Consider the following 21,054-nt stretch of genomic DNA (forward strand, 5'->3'; position numbering starts at 1 on the left):
AGGTGCTATTTCAGTCGAAAAACATATTGTCCCCTCCTGCTTTGTGGGACATCGTCGACATGATCTCGCTATGGGGTAGTTCCTTAGGGCCGGGCGTAAGGCTGCGTCTGGTAGTTCGGCTGCCGACGATTTTGAAGAGGGCCTCGCCGAGCAGCGGGTCGCGAGGGTCGCCAAAGGGATATAAGTTTAATCCTTCTACTGCGGCGACGTCTGGCACGAACCCCAGGTTATAATCCGACTTCATCTGACTGTTAAAGGATTTTGTCACGATAGGTTGAAGTCCATACGTGATCCCCGCTTTTTTATTGGTAAGGGAGATGGAACCTACATTTTTTCCTACCGTCTTACCCCCGATAACCGTTACGGTCATAAAAGGCTTCAGTCCATTAATGAGCAGCTCACTAGCCGATGCGGTGCCAGTGGACGTAAGGATAATCAGGTTTTCTAAATCCTGGCCTATACTCTGGTCTTTCAGCGCAAAGGTGTCATAGAAAAATGTAGCTCCATATTCCTTTTCAAGATCTGGAGTGACTGTTTTATTATACTCTTTGATATAGAATTTATCTTTGTTGGTAACCTTGCCAATCAGACTCGCCAAATGTGTGGCAGAACTCACATAGCCACCCGGGTTGTAGCGTAGGTCCAGGATAAGGTGCTTTACTCCATTATCTTTGAATTTTCCAATTACTGCCGTGAGCTCGTTGTCGTATAAGTCGTTATCGGCTTCATAGGGCTCTGGGTTAAACCTGTTATAGACCAGGTACCCGATGTTTTTTCCTTGGATCTGATAAAGGCTGTCAAAATATACCGGATCGGTTTGTAAGGTGAGTTTTTCTAGGGTTTTGGACTGGGTCGTGTTCACTTGGCCGAGGGAGTCCAAAGCCCCTAAAGTAAGGGCGAGTGGGCCGTCGGTATTCAGCAGTCGCTGATAATTGTCGCCAGTAAGGGCTTCGTTATTAATCCCAGTAAAGATGTTTCCTCTTTTGATACCCGCAGCCGATGCGGGGGAGTTGGGCCATACGTAGGTGACTAGGCCTATGACGTTTTTGGTTCCAGAGGGGTAGTACGACAGTTTGAATTCCATACCCGTTGTTTTTTCACTCCCACCTAGGCCAGCCAGTAGTTCGTCGGCACTTTCCTGAATCCAAGAAAACCGATCGCCGTCGGGCCTCAGGGTGGCGTCGTATTTATATAAAAGGGAATTGAATAGGTCTGTAGGAGACTGGGTGAGGTCGGGGGGTTGCGGTAGCTGATCGTTCCAGTAGTACCAATATTTCATCTGATCGTATATCCACTGGTTGGTTTCGGATACCGTGGCAGGCTCTACAGACTTCTCCTTGCACGACAAGGAGAAGGCAGTTAGTAAAAGGAATATAACAACTATTTTTGAGCGCATGGGGCTATTTATTGGAAGTTTAAAAATACCTCGGCAATGATGTCGCAAGCTTGATTGATCTGCGGGGCGTCGATAACCAACGGAGGTGCAAAGCGTATTTTGTTTCCATGCGTGGGTTTGCAAAGTAGGCCTTTTTCCATCATCTGGTAGCAGAGTTGATTAGCCGTATCGCTCTCTTCGGTATCGTCGATTACGATGGCGTTCAACAGCCCCTTACCTCTAACGATTTTTATGAGTGAACATTGTTGCTGTAGCTCTTGAATTCGACTCCTAAAAATTTGTCCCATGGCTTCGGCGTTATCCGCCAATTTCTCCTCCTCTACTACTTGAAGGGCGGCCATGGCTACTGCTGCGGCCAGGGGGTTACCTCCGAAAGTGGAGCCATGCTCACCGGGTAAGATCGTCAACATGACTTCGTCGTTGGCCAATGCCGCCGAAACCGGGAATACCCCTCCAGAAAGGGCCTTGCCCAAGACTAATATATCGGGTTTTACCCCTTCCCAGTCACAAGCCAATTTCTTGCCGGTGCGGCCTATGCCCGTTTGCACTTCGTCGGCAATAAACAGTACCTGGTATTGGGTACATAATCGGCGGACTCCGGCCAAATAACCCTCGTCGGGAACTACCACCCCTGCTTCACCCTGGATGGGCTCTACCATAAACCCAGCGATATTGGGGTCGTTTTGGAAGAGCGTCTCTAAGGCTGCCAAGTCATTATAGGCGACTATCTCGAAGCCAGGCAGAAAGGGTCCGTAATGACTGGTGCTGGATGGGTCGGTGGAAGCGGAAATCGCCGCCAAGGTTCTTCCCCAAAAGTTGCCAGTGGCATATACCGTTTTGGCCTGATTCGGTGCAATCCCCTTCACTTTATAAGCCCATTTACGGGTTAATTTTAAGGCGGTTTCTCCGGCTTCTACTCCCGAATTCATCATCAATACCTTGTCGTAGCCGAAATACTCGGCCATATATTGCTCACATACCCCCAACTTGTCGTTATAAAAGGCGCGAGACGTTAGCGTCAGTTTTTGAGATTGCTCAATGAGGGCCTGAACGATTTTTGGATGACAATGGCCCTGGCTTACTGCGCTATAGGCCGATAGGAAATCCAAATACTGCTTACCGTCTACATCCCATACATGCACCCCCAATCCCTTTGTAAGCACCACAGGCATGGGTTTGTAGTTATGTGCTCCGAATCGAAGTTCTAAATCAATGGTGTTCTGGGTGGTGGAACTGGTCGTTGTTTCAGCAAATGCAGACATAGGTAGGCCGTTTTTTATGATTGTAATATGTAAAAATACAAAATACTTGGTGGATATGTAAAATGACGACCTCCTTGTAACATACATTTTTGTAGACTACCTTTGTGTCAAAATCTCAAAGGGGTGCCCTACCAAACGGGCTGAGATCATACCCATAGAACCTGATCCGGGTAATGCCGGCGAAGGGAGAGAAAGTTTCTCCAGAGCAATTTAATGGCCTTTTTGGTCCATCTTTTTTGTGGGAGTAAACTGGTAAATTTCAACTTTTTATATCACAAATAGGTGGCCCTTTGCCTGTTTCTAACACGTTACCAGCATGTTGCGATACGTCTATGCCTTTATGGCTATCTGTTTGTTTTTATTTTTGTCGGCCGGCAGTGCCCTCGCCCAGCGCACCATTTCGGGGCGTATTACCGATGCCGCCGATGGAAAGCCCCTGCCCGGCGCCACCGTCCAGGCTGGGGATATCCGCGGAACTTTCTCAACCGAATCTGGAGCTTTCGTTCTGGAGGGGATTTCTGAAAATATCACCTCCCTCAAAGTCTCCTACGTAGGCTATTCCACCATGGCGATAGCCCTTAAGCAGGATACTCAGAACCTCGATATTCGGTTACAAAAGAGCACCTTACAGGCCGATGAGGTAATTATCCATGCCACTCGGGTCAACGAGAAGAGCGCAATGGCCTATACCGATGTAAGTGCGGCCCAAATAGAAAAACAGAATCTGGGCCAAGACCTTCCTGTATTGCTCAATTTTACCCCTTCCTTAGTTAGCACCAGCGATGCGGGAGCAGGGGTGGGGTACACGGGTATCCGTATTCGAGGTTCCGATGCTACCCGCATCAACGTGACGGTGAATGGTATTCCCTATAACGATGCCGAAAGCCAGGGGGTGTATTGGGTCAATATGCCCGATTTTGCCTCTTCGGTAAGTAGTATCCAAATCCAACGGGGGGTAGGGACCTCTACCAATGGTGCCGGAGCCTTCGGTGCCACCGTCAATGTGAACACCAATAGTTTTCAGCCTGAGGCTTATGCCGAATTGAATAACTCGGCTGGGTCGTTCAATACTTTTAAGAATACCCTGAAGCTAGGTACCGGCCTCATCAAAAACAAATTCACAGTCGATGCCCGTTTGTCGCGTGTATCTTCGGATGGGTTCGTCGATAGGGCAGAGTCGGAGTTGCATTCTTATTACCTTTCGGCGGGGTATTTTGGCAAAAAGAGCTTTGTAAGGTTTAATATGTTTTCGGGCAAGGAGCGTACCTATCAGTCTTGGTATGGAAGTCCCGAAGCCAAGGTGCGGGGGGATCGTCAAGGGATTCAGGACTATATCAGCCGCAACTATTTGGACGAAAAAGACGCCGCCAATCTGTTGAATTCTGACGACCGAAGCTATAATTATTATACATACAAGGATGAGGTCGACAATTACCGACAAGACCATTACCAGCTGGTGTCCTCGCATAGCCTTAGCGATGGCCTGACGCTCAATGTCAACGCTTTTTTGGTCCGTGGGTTAGGGTATTATGAGCAATACAGGACTCAGGATAGCTACAGTAGCTACAACCTGCCCAATGTGGTAATAGGGGCCGATACTCTCCAGTCTACCGATTTTATCCGTCGCCGGTTCTTAGACAATTACTTTATGGGTACCACCTTTTCGGCCGACTATAATAGCTTTAAGAAATTTACGGCTAGTGTAGGGGGTGGTTATAACCGCTACGACGGCGATCATTATGGACGGGTAATATGGGCTCGCAATGCCGGCCCTATTGAAAAAGACCACCAATACTACTTTAGTAACGGGCTCAAGCAAGACCTGAATTTCTATGGTAAGGGGTACTATCAGTTTACTGAGAAGCTCAATGCCTATGCCGATTTGCAAATGCGCTTTGTTTCTTATGGTATTGAGGGAGTGGACGATCATCTGGCCACTTTGGATATGGATCAGCAGTATACTTTTTTCAACCCCAAGGCGGGATTGAATTATGACTTTACGCCGGGAGGCGCCTTATATGCCTCTTATAGTGTGGGTAACCGAGAGCCTAACCGGAGCGATTTTGTAGATGCCAGCAGAGGTTTGCTGCCCAAGGCCGAGCGGTTGCAGGACCTGGAGGCAGGTATGCGACTTCAAAAGCGTAATTGGGCATTTTCTGTGAACTATTATTACATGCATTATAAGGATCAACTCGTACTCACCGGGCAGATCAACGACGTAGGAACGGCCGTAAGAGCCAACGTGCCCAAGAGCTTTAGGATGGGTGTGGAACTGGAGGGGGCCTTGGCTCTGAGTGATAAACTGAAGTGGAATGTCAATGCTACTTTTAGTGAGAATAAAATTGCCAATTTTACCGAATACATACCCGATTACGATAACGGCGGGTATCAGACCTTCGATCATGGTCGTTCGGATATATCCTTTTCTCCTAAGATAATATCGGGTAGCCAACTCAGTTACTCATTAGCCAAATCGCTCGAACTGGCCCTGTTGAGCAAGTACGTCGGCAAGCAGTACCTAGACAATACCAGCAATGACGACCGCCGATTGGATGCTTATTTTACCAATGACCTACGCCTTACCTATACGCTAAAACCGAAATGGGCGCGAATGGTGGTGCTCAATGCGATGGTTAATAATATTTTCAACGAAAAGTATGAGTCCAATGGCTATACCTTCGGCTATATTGCCGGAGAAAGACTCATTCAGGAGAATTTTTACTATCCTCAGGCCGGCACCAATTTTTTGGTGGGTGTCAATTTGAAATTCTAAAGTAAGGAAGTTGTCTACAAAAGCCTGGGTGGTGGAGCTAACCCAGGCTTTTTTGTTTTCATACCTTAATAAAATAATAAAAGGGCATTCATTTCTAAGAATGGATAGGCTTCCACTAACGAGTTTCTATTTACCTTTGCGGCATGAAATTAGAAAATGACCTTTTACTTCGGGCAGCACGCGGTGAGAAAACCGAACGTACACCCGTTTGGATGATGCGCCAGGCTGGGCGGATTTTGGCCGAATACCGGGCAGTACGTGAAAAAGCCGGCAGTTTTATACAGTTGGCCACTACGCCAGAGTTGGCTGCAGAGGTAACCCTCCAGCCAGTGGACCTGCTGGGCGTCGATGCTGCCATTATTTTTTCTGATATCCTGGTGGTTCCCGAAGCCATGGGCCTTCCCTACGAAATGGTGGAACAAAGAGGACCCGTGTTTCCGAAAACGGTAAAAAATACCGAGGAGCTAGCCAAGCTACGCATTGCCGACCCCGAAGCGGACCTCGGCTATGTGCTCGAAGCCATAAAGATTACCAAAAAGGCGCTGAATAATCGGGTGCCGTTGATCGGCTTTGCAGGTGCTCCTTTTACGATCTTTTGCTATATGACCGAAGGCAAGGGTTCCAAGACCTTTTCGGTGGCGAAGAAACTGCTATATACCGATCCCGTTTTTGCGCATACTTTGCTTCAAAAAATTACAGATAGCACCATAGCCTACCTAAAGGCACAAGCCGTAGTTGGTGCTAACTTACTGCAGGTGTTCGATTCTTGGGCGGGAATCCTTTCGCCGGCTCAGTACCGGGAATTTTCTTTGCCCTATATCAAGCAAATCTGCGATGCCATAACGGAAGTGCCCGTTACGGTATTTGCTAAGGGGGCGTATTTTGCCCGGGCCGAAATAGGTCAGCTGAGCTGTTCGGTGGTAGGCTTGGACTGGAACATGGATATTGCGGAGTCGCGCGCTTTGATTCCCCATAAAACCTTACAAGGTAACTTAGACCCCTGCGTACTCTATGGCTCTTATGATCAGATAAAAAAGGAAGTAAGACAGATGATCGGTCAGTTTGAGGGGCAACCTTATATTGCCAACCTAGGGCATGGGGTATACCCCGACACCAACCCCGATAAGGTGCGGTGTTTTATAGAAACCGTCAAAGAATATAGCCTCTAAAGGCGCCAGATGCTATTGCTAAAAAGAAACTGATTTTAGCAATAGCATCTTCATTAATATAAAAATAGCATGGGTGTACAACCGAAAAATAAATGCGTATTTCTAGATAGGGATGGCGTTTTAAACGAAGATCTGAACGATTATTTATATAAACTGGAAGATTTAGTCATTCCTGATGGTGTAGGAGAGGCTTTACAAGCACTCAAAAAGGCAGGTTATTTGTTGATTGTAATTACCAATCAAGCGGGTATTGCCAAAGGGTTGTACCAAGCCGATGCCGTATATGCCATTCACGAGCGCATACAACAAGCCGGTGGCCATGTGATTGACGATCTCTATTTTTCTCCCCATCATCCGGAGTATTCGGGGCAGTCGCTCACCCGCAAACCCGACTCTTTGCTCCTCGAAAAGGCCATGGCCAAGTATCATATCGATCCCCTTCAATCTTGGATGATCGGGGACCGCTCTCGCGATATGCAAGCCGGTAAGAAGATCGGTGCCCAAACGATCCATATATTGCCGACCCCAGAAGGGAGTACCGGCGACTTCCATGCCACCAGCCTCCTAGAAGCCTCCAAAATTATATTGTCAGAAAAGGCCTAATAGGGCCCTAGGTACTGTCGATTGATGTATGCCATAGGCATGTGGGATGGGTATGTCCAAATACTAGATCTAAATATAATATCAGATAATTTTGTTATTGTGCAATTTTACGACCATATATTTTATATTATCATTATTTTTCGAAATAAATTATATATCCATTAGGGGTATGGCGAAATAAAACGACTCTCTATGGGTAAAGGGACGAAGTTTGTTCTGATTGACTTAAAGAGATTGCTAAGAAATATGGGTATTTCAAAAGACTTGGTCATTCGATTTTTTAAGAATAACTGTTCGCCGCAGGAAGAAAGGGAATTGACAAATTGGTTGGCGGAGTCTGATGAAAATATTCAGCGCGCATTGCGATGGGTCGAGTCGTTATCCGACGAAGATGAGAAGCTTTTTCTAAAACTGATGTTATCGTCTGGTGAAGTGTGGGAAAAGGCCTCAGAAAGTATGGATCAAGATTTGCCAGGGGACAAGGTTATGGCCAAGGAGAAACCATTTCGGGGGTATATTCTAGGCCATATGCGTCGATATGCAGCTATTTTTATTGCATTCGTCGTGCTATCGGCCACGCTATTGTTTTATTATAAGTTGAATTACATCCATATCGCTACAGGATATGGAGAAATTAAGAATATTGAATTACCCGACGGATCGAAAGTGGTTCTGAATGGCAATAGTAAACTCCACTATAGCCTCCTTCATGGGGGATTTAATAGAGAAGTTTGGCTCGAGGGGGAAGGCTTTTTTGATATCAGTCATACCACGGACCATAGGAAATTTAAGGTTTTTACCGAAAGTGGAAAGACTATTGAAGTGCTCGGAACGGAGTTTACTGTACTCGAACGAAGTGATATCAGTAGGGTCGTCTTGCAGTCGGGAAGTATCAAGCTCAGTATTCCTGAAACGGAGGATTTGATGATGCAGCCGGGGGATCTGGTGGAGATATCCGGGAATCAATTGCATACCGCCCAGGAGCCCGAAAAGGTTCGAGTCGATCCAGAGACGTATTCGTCTTGGACGACCGGTAAATGGAAACTTGAGGGTACCTCTCTTCAGGAGCTCTTACAAAAAGTTGAGAGCTGCTATGGAGTTCAAGTGACTGTCGATGATAAAGCCTTATTAGAGAGGCGGGTTTCAGGTTCTATTCCGTTGACGGATATAGGGTCCGACACGTTATTGCAAGATATTGCTGACTTATTTCAGCTGAAACTAATTCGAAATGATAGGGAGCTAATTTTAAGTAAATAATAGCCATATGGCATTCCTTTTATATTTATATACGTCTGAGCCGCACGCAGATGTGAAGTAAGTTATTTCATTCTCACACACATATTGGATGGCAACCGAGGCGCCTACGGCATCTACGGTAGCGTGTGCCCTCTTAAAAAAGGGGCGAAGCTGTTGCGTATAGATTAATAAGTCAAACATTTTAAGTCATTCCTATGAAAATTTCTCACAGAATTTGGTATTACTTTTTACTAGGTATCGCCATGTTATCCGTGGCAAGCCCGGTGTCGGCGGGCAGCCCCATAGCCTCAGACGAGTCGAAATTCCAACAGGTTTTTTTGAAAGATCTTTTACGGGAATTAGAAGGGCGTTATAATGTATCCATTGCGTATGAAACAGGCTTGCTAGAGAATATTTGGGTAAGCAAGAATGAGATCGATATCTTAAAGAACACTAAGAATATCGATCAACAACTGGAAAGGCTCTTGAAGCCTAAAGAGATTGGGTATCGTATGGCCAGAAAGGGGTTCTATGTATTATATAAAAATGATTCCAAGAAAGAAGCAGAGACTCCTAAGGCCACTTCAAGCCAAGTAACGGAGATTTTGAAGGCCGATTTGACGTTATCGTATCAGAGTAAGACACTTGGGATTAGTGGGACGGTTACCGATAAGGGGGGTGCCGAAGGTATACCAGGGGTCAATATCTTATTGAAAGGCACCAATATTGGTAGTGTCACCGATGCCTCTGGAAAGTACACGATAGAGGTTCCCAATAGTGAGGGAGTACTCGTATTTTCGTTTATAGGATACAAGACCCAGGAAGTTCCCATTGCCAATCGGAATGTGGTGGATGTGGTCTTGATAGAGGATGTTCAGGCCTTAAATGAAGTAGTCGTAACGGCCTTGGGTTTCAAAGAAGTTGCCGATCGCTTGGGATCGACCAGTAGCAAGGTGAATGGAGATGCCATTGCCAAATCGGGGGAGACTAGTGTAATCAATGGTTTGGCAGGGAAGGCTGCCGGGGTACAAATTTCGCGGGCCGCTGGCGATCCGGGAGCCGCCTCTTTTATTCAGATCCGGGGGCAAAACACCCTTACAGGAAACACCCAGCCCCTCATCGTAATCGATGGAATACCAGTTAGCAATACCACCGAAGGAGGTACCTCGGGTGGAGTAGTACCTCAGTCCCGCCTCAATGACATTAATCCCAATGATATTGCTTCTATGCAAATTTTAAAGGGGGCATCAGCAGCGGCATTATGGGGGTCGCGGGCGGCCAATGGGGTAATTTTGATAACGACCAAAAGGGGAGCGGAAGGTAAAATGAATATTTCATTCTCTTCTACCCTGTCTTTGGATAAAATTAATAAATACCACCCCTTTCAGAGTAATTATGGCCAGGGGTCGGCTGGTGTATACAATCCCTTAGGGGCCAATGCCTGGGGCGATAAAATCGCCGACCGTAGCGGCGGAGCCGATGAAGTCAATACCAGTGGCGCATATTTTCAAGCCGAAGACGGCTCCCTTTATTACCCTATTATCACTAAGAACTCTAAGGAAGTTTATAACGATTCGAATTTTGATAAGGTTTTCCGCACGGGTTTATATGTGGACAATGCCATTAGTATCAGTGGGGGCGATGCTAAAACCACTTATTTCCTAAGCATTGGTGATGTCCGCCAAAAAGGGATTCAACGTGGGAATAGTAGTTACAACCGTACCACTGCGAGGCTTAATGTGGAGAAAAATTTTACTGAAAAGTTAAAACTCTCTACCAGCACTGCATATACCAAAAGTTATTCTGACCGGATCCAAAGAGGGAATAACTTGGCAGGAGCCATGGTGGGCTTGGCAAGAAACCCCGCCGACTTCGATATTTCAGACTACAAAGGGAGCTATTATAGTAGTCCGACTGCTTCGCCCATAGAAGGCCGGCAGCGTGGCTACAGGAGCTACTTAGGAGCGGTGCCTAACCCTGCCAACAATAATGCATTATGGGCCTTATATGAGCAAGAAAACTCCACTGATGTGGATCGATTTATCAACAGCGCGGAGTTGTCTTTGAAGCCGGTTTCATGGATCGACATCATAGCCCGTGGGGGCATCGACACCTATACCGATCAACAGGTGAACTACTTCCCAGTCAACGATATCGTGGGTGCGGGGCAGGGCCAGTATAAGGATCAAATTACCAAGGAGACCCAGGTTAATGCCGATCTATTGGCTCGGGTAACCAAGGATATTAGTCCCAATATCACTTCTACCTATGTGCTTGGGTTTAATATTAACAACCGCAAATATTATAATGTGGGGGTGACCATCAATGATTTTCTAGTGGCCGATGCACCAGTCAACTTTGCTAATGCGACCACCCAAAATCGTACGCCAGTAAATTCTCGGAGTGAGGTACGAACCACCCGTACCTATGCCACAGCCAATTTTGGACTCTATGATGCCGTATTCTTAAACTTATCTGGGGCGGCGGAGTCGGCCTCTTCATTTGGTAGCCTTTCCGACAAGACCTTCTATTACCCATCGGCCGACGTAGCCTGGTTGTTTACGAAGCTCCCCCTGTTCGACAATATTAGCGGGGTAGATTTTGGTAAACTTCGGGCGTCTTACGGGGTGGTAGGGGTGCAACCCTTACCTTACCGTTCCAATACGGTATTTTCGTCGGCTTCCTTCTCGGCCAGTCCATGGGGCGACAACTTGGTAGGCTCGCAGTTTGGAGAAGGGGCCTATGCCCAAAGCAGTTCTTTGGGAGATCAATATTTGAAACCCGAAAGAAAGACAGAATACGAGATCGGCATGGATCTTCGGTTTTTTGGCTCTCGCCTAAGAACTGGACTTACCTACTATAATAATAAGGTCAAGGATGTATTGGTACCTGTTACATTGGCTCCATCTACGGGCTTCGCTACCAAATATACCAATGCTGCCGTATTGCAGAACAAAGGTTTCGAAATGGATATGACCTACGATGTGATTAAAAAAGGGGCCCTGACTTGGTCGCTTAGGGGCAACTTTACCCGCAACCGTAGTGAAGTACTCGACTTGGCAGGAACACAATCGCTCTATTTGGAAGGCGGTATCGAAAACTTTATGGATGCCAGAGCGGTTGTTGGCCAGCCTATAGGCGTGTTTTGGAGTAGTAAATATGCCTTGAATGAGGATGGTACCCGTCAATTCGATAGCAATGGATTCCCTATTGCCGATCCCGTAACGGGTGTTGTAGGGAACCCCAATCCTGACTGGATCGGTGGCTTTGGAACCAGCTTGACCTATAAGAAATTTGGATTAGATATCCTCTTTGAAACCTCTCAGGGAGGGGACTACTTTAGCGGTACCCGTGGAGTGATGTACAATTTCGGTACCCATGGGGATACCGGGAATGAAGTGACCTTGACTACCGATTTGAAAAACTATGCCGGTGCTACCATCCCTGCCGGTTCTACCGTAAGAGGTAATATAGAGGACTTCGGTGCTGGACCAGTACTTTTGGATCAAAGCTGGTATACCACATTAGGAAGTGGATTTGGTTCTCTGAAGGAGCAGTTTATAGAAGATGGTAGCTGGACCCGCCTGCGCCAGCTTTCCTTGTCGTACCGTTTGGATAGTGACAAGTTCAAGGAACTTACCAAGTTACAGTCTGTAGACTTCGGAGTAACGGGAAGAAACTTGCTTTTATGGACCAAGGTAGTTGGCATTGATCCCGACACCAATATGTCGGGTGGACCTACCGGCCGGAATATGGACTATTTTAATTCCCCAGGTACCAGATCGTTCATCTTCTCCATAAAAATTAACTACTAATTCAATCTCACAACCTTGGAGAAGTTTTAAAGCTCCAAATGATAAATCTTCAATGAATATGAGACGAAACCATCTATCGAATAAGCTAATTCTGCTAATGCTGTTGGGTTTGTTTTCTTGTGAATCTCTAGTAGATAACATGAATACCGACCTGAATAACCCTACTGATGCATCGGCCACCTTGCTACTTACCGCAGCAGAGCTTGGAAACGTGTCGGTACAAGAGGGGCATTTGGCCAGGGTAGCCAGCATGTGGTCGGGATATTTTACCGGGTCCGATCGCCAGTATAAGGATATCTATAATTATAATGTCACCGGAGCCTCCTTCAATGATGTTTGGCAGTTTGTTTATCAATCCGTTGTAGAACAGACTCAGCTTATTATTGAGAAGTCGGAGGCGAGTAACAACCGTCTGATGCAAGGTATTGCCAAGGTGATTACCGCTAATGCCTTGGGGACTGCCACTGCTTGCTGGGGGGATATACCGTTTTCGGAGGCAGCAGACATAGAAAAGTTTCCTAACCCAGCGTTCGAATCTCAAACTGTCGTGTATGGTAAACTACAGGCCCTGCTCGACGAGGCCATTGCCGACCTAGAATCGGGGGCTGGAACCAGCCCGGGAGTGGCCGACATACATTTTGGAGGAGATTCCGATAAATGGAAAATGGCAGCCTATAGCCTCAAAGCTAGATTTTTCATGGAAACCAAAGAGTATGCACTCGCTGCTGCTGCTGCCGAAAAGGGTATCAATGCGCCTGGAGCCTCTTGGGTAATGTATCATGGAAATACCCTGAATGTTAACGAGAACTTGATGTATGCCTATATAGCCAGAAACAGGGTGGGCGATGTGGATGCCTCTTTGGCTTTGGTACCTAACTTGCTTAACCCTGGTAGTGCCACCTACAAAGGAAATGCGAAGACCGACGAAACCGCCCGTTACAAGTATCAATATATGACCGTGAATGCTTCTGGTTCTGCCATACCCGTAACTCCCAACACCAGCAGTACTACTACGGCCAGAGGCCTATTTGGGCAAACGACCTCCTATCCGATGGTGAGCTATTCCGAAACTCTGTTGACGGCCGCTGAGGCTGCGGCTAGGACCAAAGGATTTGACGAAGGCCTTGCCAAACTGAACCTGTACCGGGCCTATTTGAATGGCGGTGGTGATCTAGATGCTACCTATAAAAGTGCCTATACCTTTAAATATGAGCCCTATGTTGAGGCTGATTTTGAACCTGGGGGCATGCTAAATCCCGATAATATGTCGGCTCAAAGCGCTTTGTTAAAGGAGATATTGATGGAACGCTACGTTAGCTTTAACGGGCAGATTATCGGTTTTAACGATCTACGCCGTACCCGCAACGAAGCGGAAGGGGTGCAACTCCAGCCAGCAACAGGCTCCTCTCTACCAGAAAGGATGATATACAGCGAGGCGGAAATAAACTCCAATACCAGTGCGCCTAACCCGGTGCCAGGATTGTTCGTTCCCACTGCGGTTAATTTATAGATATTTACCCTAACGGGTGGATCCTTGCCAAGCCCTTGAGCTTGGCAGGGATAAGATTTACCAATACTAAACAAATTAGGTCATTATGCTTATGCCAAAGTACAAATCCCCTTTTAGCACGGTTTTTATTCGACAAGTTAAGCTGTTTCATGGCTTATGCCTTATTCTATTTTCTTTGGGAAATAACCCGGCAAGTGCTTCGGTAGGCGACACCACCCAGGTACGCCTGGTGGAAGGGACCAATATGGCCATAGCCGTTTCGCCCGACGGACAACAGATCGCCATGGATGTGCAGGGGACTATCTGGGTGGTGCCAAGAGCCGGTGGAAAAGCCAAGCCCATTACGGATGGTATGGGCGACGACCGCCAGCCTAGCTGGTCGGTCGATGGAAAGCGGGTGGCCTTTCAGTCTTTCAGAGACGGCTATTACCATATATGGGCCGTCAATAGCGATGGGACCGGTCTTGAGCAGCTCACTAGAGGGGTCTTTGACGAACGGGAACCTCAGTGGTCGCCCGACGGTAAGTCTTTGCTTTTTTCATCGGATCGTGCAGGGAATTATGACATTTGGAAAATGAACCTAGAGACTTTTGAGCTCACACAACTCACTACCGACCTAGCTAACGACTATTGTCCTGCTTACTCTTCGAATGGAGATGCGATCGCTTTCGTTTCGGAACGTACTCAGGCACCTGGCATATATCAGCTCACCAAAGATGGAAAAGAAACGCTTTTGGCGGCTCAGGCGGGTAAGCTCTATGCTCCCTCTTGGAATCCCGATGGTACCCATGTTTATTTTAACGCTTTTACGGGCAGTAGTAGCAGCCTCCTGGATATTGATGTGAAGCAACAAAAGGCGGTAGCTGTAACTCCTCCTGAAGAGGATGTATTTCCGTTCAGAACGAGTTGGTTGTCTGGAAAGGAGTTTGTTTATTCGGCCGACGGAAAAATAAAAAAGAAAATAGTAGGGAAAAAGGATGCCGAAATTATTCCCTTTGAGGCTTTAGTGACGGTAACGACCCCCAATTACACCCGTAAGCCTTATGATTTCGACAAGGGGGCTGGAAAGCCTGTGAAGGGAATAAAGGGACTGAATGTGTCGCCGGATGGTACCAAATATTTGTTCTCGGCGCTCGGCGATATATGGATGCTAAAAAAGGGGGAAACGGTACCAACTCCATTGACCAACGATCCTTATTTGGATGCTGACCCAACCTGGTCGCCCGATGGAAAGACCATCGCCTTCCTAACCGACCGCACGGGACAGATGACCCTATGGCTGCATGATGTAGCTTCGGGAGAGCAAAAAGAGTTGGTAAAGCTGGATTACGATCTGAACTACCCGAGCTGGTCTCCTGATGGTACCCGAATTGCATTCTATATGGGGGACTCTAGGAATTCGTGGGGGATGGGGACCTTGCAGGCTGTAGATGTCAAAACAAAGGAGATCACCAAGCTTCACGATGCCCTATTTGTACCCAGCCAGCCGAGCTGGTCGCCCGATGGGAAGACCATCGCCCTATCCGGACTACAGGTTTATTCCACCCGCTTTAGAGAGGGTATTAACAAGATTATGCTCGTGTCGCTGGAAGGCGAGCCCGACCGATACGTATCCCCAGTAGAAGAGCGCTCCTTAGGAATGCGTGCCAAGAATGGTCCCGCCTGGTCACCCGATGGCAAATCGATGGCTTACGTTCAAGACGGTTCATTATGGGTGATTGCCGTTGATAGAAAAGGAGGGTTAGTAGGCCCCCCTCGCAGGCTTACCAACGAATTGACAGAAGTGCCTAGTTGGACTGCCGATTCTAAAACTTTGGTATACATGGCCACCGATAGTATCAAACAGATCCGTCTTTCGGATGGTGCCATAGAGGCTATACCACTTACACTGAATTGGGATTATAAAGCAGGTCAAGGGGTTACCGTGGTTCATGCAGGAAAGGTATTTGACGGGAAAAATGATCGGTACCTTATGAATATGGACCTTATCGTCAAGGACAACCGGATTCAAGACATTCTGCCTCATAAGGCGGGAAGAGCGGGAAACTTGGTAGACGCCTCGAATAAGACGGTTATCCCGGGATTATTTGAAATGCATACGCATCAGCATGCCATGACTGGGGAAAAGTTGGGTAGGTTATGGCTTTCCTTTGGGATTACATCCCTCAGAGAAACGGGAGCGGATCCCTATGATGCCTTAGAAAGGAAAGAGTCGTGGGATAGTGGTTCGCTGGTAGGTCCTCGCGAATTCTTTACCGGTGGACTTACCGATGGGAGTAGAATCTACTATGGACTAGCCAATAGTATTCATTCCACCGCTCAGCTGGATATGGAGTTGGAACGTTCCTCGCGCTTGGGTTACGATATGATCAAGACTTATGTACGGATGCCCGACATCTTGCAGCAAAGAATTACCGCCTTTGCTCATGCTCATGGAATACCCGTTTCGTCTCATGAAATATTCCCCGCCATGCGTTATGGGGTCGACCAAGTAGAACATATCGGCGGTACTAGCCGGCGGGGTTATTCTCCCAAGATCACTGCGATGAACCATACCTATCAGGATGTATTGGAGTTGCTTAAAAAATCGCAGATGAACATCACTCCAACCGCTTCTTTACAAGGAGGTTTCTATGCCATGGCGGCCAAGAACCCTAGTTTTTATGATAACGTCCAATTCAATACCTTTTATACTCCTGAGTATATTAGTATCATGAAAAATGGGGCAAGTACCATTGAAAAACGGTTGCCGGGGTATCTGAAAAACTTTGGTCAAATTCAGAAGACCGTAAAAAAACTCATTGACGGTGGGGCTAGGGTAACTGCTGGTACCGACAGCCCATTTATCCCCTATGCGATGAGCCTGCATTCGGAGCTGCAATGCTGGGTAGATGGGGGCATTACTCCCTTCCAAGCCTTACGTTCGGCCACCATCTGGTCGGCCGAAGCGGTGGGGGTGAGTAAAGATCTGGGTTCTTTGGAAAAGGGAAAATTGGCCGATCTGGTGATTGTCGATGGGGACCCTTTGAAGAAAATAGAGGATGCCTGGAATATTCAAATGGTGATGAAGAATGGTATTTTATATACGCTAGATCAGCTGCTGAAACGTCCCTAGCCCACTCTTTCTGGTCAATTTTAGGAAAAACAATATGCCAATGGTTCATTGGTGTATTGTTTTTAAATTTTATTTTAGGCCCGTCCTCCTCACACATTCTATTTAAGATCATAAAATTACTAAACCCATGTTCAAACGGTACCTCGCTTCTCTACTCTGTGTCTTCATTTATTTGCCAAGTTTACAGGCTCAAACTTACCTCACCGATTCTGTCCGGGTCCGGTTGTCGGAAGGTACCAACATGGCAGCAGCCCTTTCCCCCGACAAGTCGACCATAGCGATAGATCTGCAAGGGACGATTTATTTGGTCCCTGTTGGGGGAGGCACAGGGATGGCCATAACCGATGCATTAGGCGACTGTCGACTTCCAACTTGGTCGCCTGATGGGGAGCGAATCGCCTTTCAGTCCTATCGCGATGGGAACTACCATATCTGGGAGGTGAATCGGAACGGGACTCAGTTACGACAACTTACCTTTGGGGTATTTCATGACCGAGAGCCAGACTATTCGCCCGATGGGAAAAAAATTATTTTCTCCTCCGACCGCAGTGGGAATTATGACTTATGGACAGTAGATGTAACAAATAATAACTTGAACAGGCTCACGACGGGGTTAGAAAATGAATACTATCCTTCCTACAGTGCCGATGGTTCCAGTATCGTATATGTTTCTGAGAATAAAAGTCAGCCGGGGCTCTACCGTCTCGATGGGGAAAGTGCGCCAAAGCTTATTTATGAGACCAAAGAGAAGGTTCATAGTCCGGTATGGAATGCTACGGGCAGCCAAATCTTGTTTACCAAAGCTACCCATCAATGGAGTACCCTTGAGGCGCTGGATGTTTCGACAAGGCAAACCACGCTGCTTACCGATTCCCTAGTGGATATATTTCCTTTTAAGGTAAGTTGGCTTACCGACACCGACTATCTTTATACAGGCCAAGGGAAGCTCTGGAAGGGGAGCCTAGCCAATTCCGAAAAGGATAGCATTCCTTTTGAGGTTAACTTAAGCCTAGGGCGCCACCGTTACACGCCTAAACAGCGCTCGTTCGACTTAAGTGTCTCCTTTAAGGTGCAGGGAATAAGAAGCCCGGTGGTATCGCCCGATGGGCAAAAGGTAGTCTTTACGGCCCTAGGCGACCTTTGGGTGCTCACCATAGGGCAAGCGCTCCCAGTTCGTATCACCCAGGGCCCTCACGTTAAGCTCGATCCGGTATGGTCGCCAGATGGTAAGCTGATAACCTATACCTCCGACAAGAATGGAGGAATGGATATTTGGAGTGTCGATTTGAAAAGTAAGAAAGAAGCGGTTCTGATACAGGCGGAGTCGTTATTGAAATTCCCCTCTTGGTCTCCTGATGGGCGGTATTTGGCGTACTATCAGGCTCAGGCGAATTCATACAGTAAATATAGCTTGCAGCTATGGGATAAAACCACGGGGCAATCGAGGGCTATTGAGGCCGATTTTTTTGAAGGTTCTCAACCGACCTGGTTTCCAGATAGCAAGTCTATAGCCATTTCGGCGGTAGACCCTTTTTCGACCCGTTTTAGGGAAGGATTGAATAAAGTTCATATTTATGGGATTGATGGTACCTTCAAAAATAAGTTTTCACCCGTAGCTGATAAAAGCCTAGGAACCAGAGGTAAAAATGGTCCCTTCGTTTCTCCAGATGGGAGTAAGATGGCCTACATTCAAGATAACCTTTTATGGATGGTACCTTTAAGTAGCCAGCAAGAAGTGGCTGGTCCGCCAGTTTGTTTGTCGTCGGAGCTGGCCGAGTCTCCTAGTTGGTCTGGAGATAGTCAACAAATCCTCTTTTTGAGCTCCGATCTCTTAAAGCGTGTTGATGTAGTTAAGGGGACCTTAGAGGCGATCCCGTTCGATCTGGAATGGAAAGCTAAAGGTAGTGACCAGCTCATGGTAGTCCATGCGGGCCGTGTGTTCGATGGCAAAAATGAAAAGTATTTACTCAATCAAGATTTGGTAATCAAAGGCAATCGGATCGAAGGAATATATCCACATCAGGAGGGTAGAGCGGGCCAGTATATCGATGCCTCCATGCTGACGGTCATGCCCGGGATGTTTGAGATGCATACACACCAGAGCGCTTATCTGGGCGAAAAAGGTGGACGATTGTGGTTGGCGTATGGGGTTACTTCCATTAGGGAGCCCGGTACCGACCCCTACGATGCCCTCGAACGAAAAGAAGCTTGGGGAAGTGGAGCCCGGCTGGGGCCCAGAACGTTCTTTACCGGAGGGCATATGGAAGGGAATCGGGTTTATTACAACCGAAATACCAGTAACGTAGGTGGGTCTCAACTCGACCTAGAACTAAACAGAGCCGCTACGCTGGGTTACGATATGATAAAGACCTATGTAGGATTATCGGATATGCTGCAGAAGCGTGTCACCGACTTTGCCCATCAAAACGGAATGTCGGTTTCCTCCCATGAACTTTATCCTGCTGCAGGTTATGGAGTCGATGCCGTAGAGCATATGGGAGCGACTAGTCGACGAGGCTTCTCTCCCAAACTTACGGCTTTGAACCATAGTTATCAGGATTTTATTACCATCATCGCCAAGTCCGGTATGTACATCACCCCAACCATCTCCTTACACGGTGGATTCTTTGCCCAGGTTTTATCGGATACTTCCTTTTTTAATCATGACCAGTTTAAGCTATTCTATCCCGAGCGTTTAGGCAAACAGTTGGCGGCTACTTCCAGGGCCATGCAGAGCCGGTTGGTTACCTACCCCCATGTAGAGTCGACGCTGAAAACTTTAATTAATTCGGGGGCACGGGTCACTCCTGGTACCGATTCGCCGATATTGCCCTCTGGCCTCAGCTACCATGCTGAGTTAAGAAGCTGGGTGAAGGCGGGAGTCAGTAATTTCCAAACGCTCAGGGCGGCTACCCTGTGGTCGGCCGAAGAAATAGGAGTTAGTAAAGACTTGGGAACTATAGAAGCCGGTAAGCTGGCAGATATGGTGCTTATAGACGGAGATCCACTAGTACATATCGAAGATTTGATAAACGTAAAAGGGGTGTTCAAAAATGGAACCTACCTCTCCGAAGAGCGACTTCGACATCCATAGTGACGAGGTGGTAATTATTTATGTTTTAAGTGGTTACTACAATAGTGCTGGATGATATTTGTGATAAAATATAAATTAAGTATAATAATAAGTATATTTTAGAAAAAGACTTTTGATTAATTTAAAATTTGTATTTTATGCTTGGTGGCGATTTATTATATTTATAAGCAAATTATAGACAGAATAATATTTTGAATGCATTTTCGCTACTGATATATCTTTTATGAAAAAAGCCATATTTTCGGATCGGGAGATTTTATCTCAAATAGCCAAGGATGATAAATCTGCATTTAAGATTTTATTTGATCAATACTATCCCATTTTAATACGGGTCCTGATGCAATACTCCAGGGATGAGGAGCAAATAAAGGATTGGACTCAAGAGATATTTATGAATTTGTGGATGGCCAGGCATACCTCGCACTTTCAAGATATCGAAAATGTAAAGGCCTATATGATTGTGGTGGCCCGTAACTATGCCATTCGGGTGTTGGGTAAGAAAAAACAATTGGTCACTCAAGCCTATAGTGAATCGGCGGCTGAGGAAATCGCTGATCCTAATATTCAGGATCGGGTAGAGGAGTTGGAGCTTTTGAAGGCCTATCAAGACGTAGTGGCTAAGCTTCCTCCTCAGACTCAAAAGGCCTATTTACTCAGTAGAGAAAAAGGACTTACCTATACTAAAGTAGCGGAAGAAATGGGGTTGTCCGTTCGCACGGTAGAAAATCAAATTTCACGGGCTTTGGCTATCTTACGCCAAGAGTTGACGTTGCTAATCGATTAACGAATATTGGACCGATACAAGGATACGATACCTGCCAAGGGCTCCACGAAAACAGCGCGCAGCTGAGTTTGAATTCCCTTCCTAAATAGCCATGGTACTATACCGACTGCTGAGTAGCAGGAGTAGCTTTCTGAAGCGATCCGTAAGCTGGGCAAGCGTGCTTAGTACAAGAAGAAGCGGCAAGGGTGCCGCAGAGGGCCAATAAAACGAACAATTTTTTCATGATACTGCTTTTAGATGAGTATTAAAGGCGTTGATTGCGGTGAATTAACATTGCTGACAGGCCAAAAATAATGA

12 protein-coding genes and 1 riboswitch are annotated in these 21,054 nt (G+C 46.8%); of the genes, 9 read left to right on the plus strand and 3 right to left on the minus strand.

Translation table 11 applies throughout. The features are described from left to right. Positions 1–10: 10 nt before the first annotated feature. Positions 11–1,396: a S41 family peptidase gene (locus tag CLV98_RS20560; RefSeq protein WP_109677546.1), complete on the minus strand. Its 1,386-nt coding sequence runs from the start codon at positions 1,394–1,396 to the stop codon at positions 11–13. 8 nt (positions 1,397–1,404) lie between these two features. Then, positions 1,405–2,658, minus strand: a complete 1,254-nt coding sequence (gene rocD / locus CLV98_RS20565) for an ornithine--oxo-acid transaminase (protein ID WP_109677654.1) — start codon at positions 2,656–2,658, stop codon at positions 1,405–1,407. A gap of 109 nt (positions 2,659–2,767) precedes the next feature. Next, positions 2,768–2,863, plus strand: a riboswitch (TPP riboswitch). Between the two features lie 111 nt (positions 2,864–2,974). Between rocD and CLV98_RS20570 the strand changes: the two genes are divergently transcribed. The 9 genes from CLV98_RS20570 (at position 2,975) to CLV98_RS20610 (ending at position 20,757) form a co-directional block, all read left to right on the plus strand. Beyond that, entirely contained in the window at positions 2,975–5,431 is a 2,457-nt protein-coding gene (locus tag CLV98_RS20570) for a TonB-dependent receptor (protein WP_109677548.1), read from the plus strand. Positions 5,432–5,574: 143 nt separating this feature from the next. Beyond that, positions 5,575–6,600 carry a uroporphyrinogen decarboxylase gene (gene hemE, locus CLV98_RS20575; protein WP_109677550.1) on the plus strand — a complete coding sequence of 342 codons (1,026 nt, stop codon included), beginning with the start codon at positions 5,575–5,577 and terminating at the stop codon, positions 6,598–6,600. A gap of 69 nt (positions 6,601–6,669) precedes the next feature. Further along, a complete protein-coding gene (locus CLV98_RS20580; protein ID WP_109677552.1) occupies positions 6,670–7,203 on the plus strand; it encodes a D-glycero-alpha-D-manno-heptose-1,7-bisphosphate 7-phosphatase in 534 nt (177 codons plus the stop codon). A gap of 192 nt (positions 7,204–7,395) precedes the next feature. Next, positions 7,396–8,460, plus strand: coding sequence for a FecR family protein (locus CLV98_RS20585; RefSeq protein ID WP_109677554.1), 1,065 nt, complete (start codon positions 7,396–7,398; stop codon positions 8,458–8,460). Positions 8,461–8,654: 194 nt separating this feature from the next. After that, positions 8,655–12,254: a SusC/RagA family TonB-linked outer membrane protein gene (locus tag CLV98_RS20590; protein ID WP_109677556.1), complete on the plus strand. Its 3,600-nt coding sequence runs from the start codon at positions 8,655–8,657 to the stop codon at positions 12,252–12,254. Between the two features lie 58 nt (positions 12,255–12,312). Next, entirely contained in the window at positions 12,313–13,764 is a 1,452-nt protein-coding gene (locus tag CLV98_RS20595; protein ID WP_109677657.1) for a SusD/RagB family nutrient-binding outer membrane lipoprotein, read from the plus strand. 91 nt (positions 13,765–13,855) lie between these two features. Next, complete coding sequence (locus tag CLV98_RS20600) at positions 13,856–16,879, plus strand: DPP IV N-terminal domain-containing protein (RefSeq protein WP_109677659.1); 3,024 nt, start codon at positions 13,856–13,858, stop codon at positions 16,877–16,879. Positions 16,880–17,006: 127 nt separating this feature from the next. Next, positions 17,007–19,973: a DPP IV N-terminal domain-containing protein gene (locus CLV98_RS20605; RefSeq protein ID WP_109677558.1), complete on the plus strand. Its 2,967-nt coding sequence runs from the start codon at positions 17,007–17,009 to the stop codon at positions 19,971–19,973. A gap of 223 nt (positions 19,974–20,196) precedes the next feature. After that, a complete protein-coding gene (locus tag CLV98_RS20610) occupies positions 20,197–20,757 on the plus strand; it encodes a sigma-70 family RNA polymerase sigma factor (RefSeq protein WP_109677559.1) in 561 nt (186 codons plus the stop codon). Positions 20,758–20,854: 97 nt separating this feature from the next. On the opposite strand, the gene CLV98_RS24030 is transcribed toward CLV98_RS20610, so the two are convergent. Then, positions 20,855–20,980 (minus strand): hypothetical protein, encoded by a 126-nt coding sequence (locus tag CLV98_RS24030; RefSeq protein ID WP_262512159.1) that lies wholly within the window; start codon positions 20,978–20,980, stop codon positions 20,855–20,857. Positions 20,981–21,054 lie beyond the last annotated feature (74 nt).

The sequence above is a fragment of the Dyadobacter jejuensis genome, assembly GCF_003149085.1.
Taxonomy (GTDB): domain Bacteria; phylum Bacteroidota; class Bacteroidia; order Cytophagales; family Spirosomataceae; genus Dyadobacter; species Dyadobacter jejuensis.